This window comes from Candidatus Binatia bacterium (genome assembly GCA_035631035.1).
In the GTDB taxonomy this organism is placed as follows: Bacteria; Eisenbacteria; RBG-16-71-46; order SZUA-252; family SZUA-252; genus DASQJL01.
Genome location: DASQJL010000026.1, coordinates 1 through 1,534 on the forward strand (window position 1 = coordinate 1; position 1,534 = coordinate 1,534).

1 protein-coding gene is annotated in these 1,534 nt (G+C 69.7%); it reads left to right on the top strand.

The annotated features are described in order from the left end of the window. Nucleotides 1–1,388, top strand: a 1,388-nt coding sequence (locus VE326_02640; protein HYJ32092.1) for a response regulator, incomplete at its 5' end; no start/stop codon positions are given. Nucleotides 1,389–1,534: the final 146 nt, after the last annotated feature.

Genomic DNA, 1,534 nt, shown 5'->3' on the forward strand with positions numbered 1-1,534 from the left:
AGCGCACCGACGGCCCGCTCACGGCGGAGCAGGAGCGGCAGGTTCAGTTCATCCGGCGCGCCTCCAGCGAGCTGTCGGAGCTGGTGAACGACCTGCTCGACCTGGCCAAGGTGGAGGCGGGGAAGTCGGAAGTCCGCCCCACCCTGTTCGAGGTCTCCAACCTCTTCGGCGCGCTGCGCGGCATGCTCCGGCCGCTCCTCCTCAACACCGCGGTCACGCTGGTCTTCGACGAGCCCGAGGAGATCCCGCCGCTCCACACCGACGAGGGGAAGGTGTCGCAGATCCTCCGAAACTTCATCTCGAACGCGCTCAAGTTCACCGAGCGGGGCGAGGTCCGCGTGCGCGCGCGCCTGGTCAACGGCCAGGGGAAGGTCGCGTTCGAGGTGTCGGACACCGGGATCGGGATCGCTCCCGAGGACCGGGAAGTGATTTTCCAGGAGTTCGCCCAGATCGACAGCGCGCTGCAGCGCAAGGTCCGCGGCACGGGGCTCGGCCTTCCGCTCTGCCGCAAGCTCGCCGAGCTGCTCGGCGGCTCGGTCTCGCTGCAGAGCCAGCCGGGCGCGGGGTCGACCTTCGCCGCGGTGATTCCCGTGGTCTACGCCGAGAGCGGCGGCGTCCCGCACGAGTCCTGGCAGGTGGCCCCGGGCCGCACTCCCGTTCTCGTGGTCGAGGATGCGCCGGAGGAGGCGCTGCTCTACGAGAAGTACCTTGCCGCGGCGGGATACCAGGTGCTCCACGCGCGCACGCTGCGGGAAGCGCGCGAAGCGCTCACGATCGTGAATCCCGCGCTGGTCCTCCTCGACGTCCTCCTCCGCGGCGAGGATACCTGGTCGTTCCTGACGGAGATCCGCCGGCGCCCCGAGACCGCCGAGACGCCGGTCCTGATCGTGAGCACCGTCGAGGACCAGGCCAAGGGGATCGCGCTGGGGGCCGACGCCTACCTGCTCAAGCCGATCGACCGCCAGCGGCTGATCCAGCAGGTCTCGTCGATGATGGGAAGCGGTCTCATGCGCCGGGTGCTGGTGGTGGACGACGAGGAGATCTCGCGCTATCTGATCCGCCAGAGCCTGGCCGCGCCCGACGTCGAAGTCCTCGAAGCCTCCACGGTGACGGAGGCGATGCGCGTCGCGAGCTCCGGGCGCGTCGGAGCCATCTGCCTCGATCTCCGCATGCCCGAGCAGGACGGCGAGGAGGTGCTCCGCCGCCTGAAGAGCGACCCGGCGACGCGTGAGATTCCGGTGTTCGTGGTCACGTCCAAGGCGCTCGGCGAGGGCGAGCGGGAGCGGCTTCTCCAGATGGCCGCGGGCGTGATCTCCAAGGAGACCCTCTCCCGCGAGCCGATCCTGCCGCGGGTGGAAGAAGCGATGCGGCGGATCGCCGCCGCCTAGGGAGCCAACCATGGTGGCCAAGCCCGAGCTGATCCTGGTCGTCGACGACAACGACACCGCGCGCTACCACAAGGAGCGGATCCTGGCGCGCGCGGGCTATGAAGTGATCCAGGCCAAGGACGGGCTCGAGGCGCTGCGCCTCGTAG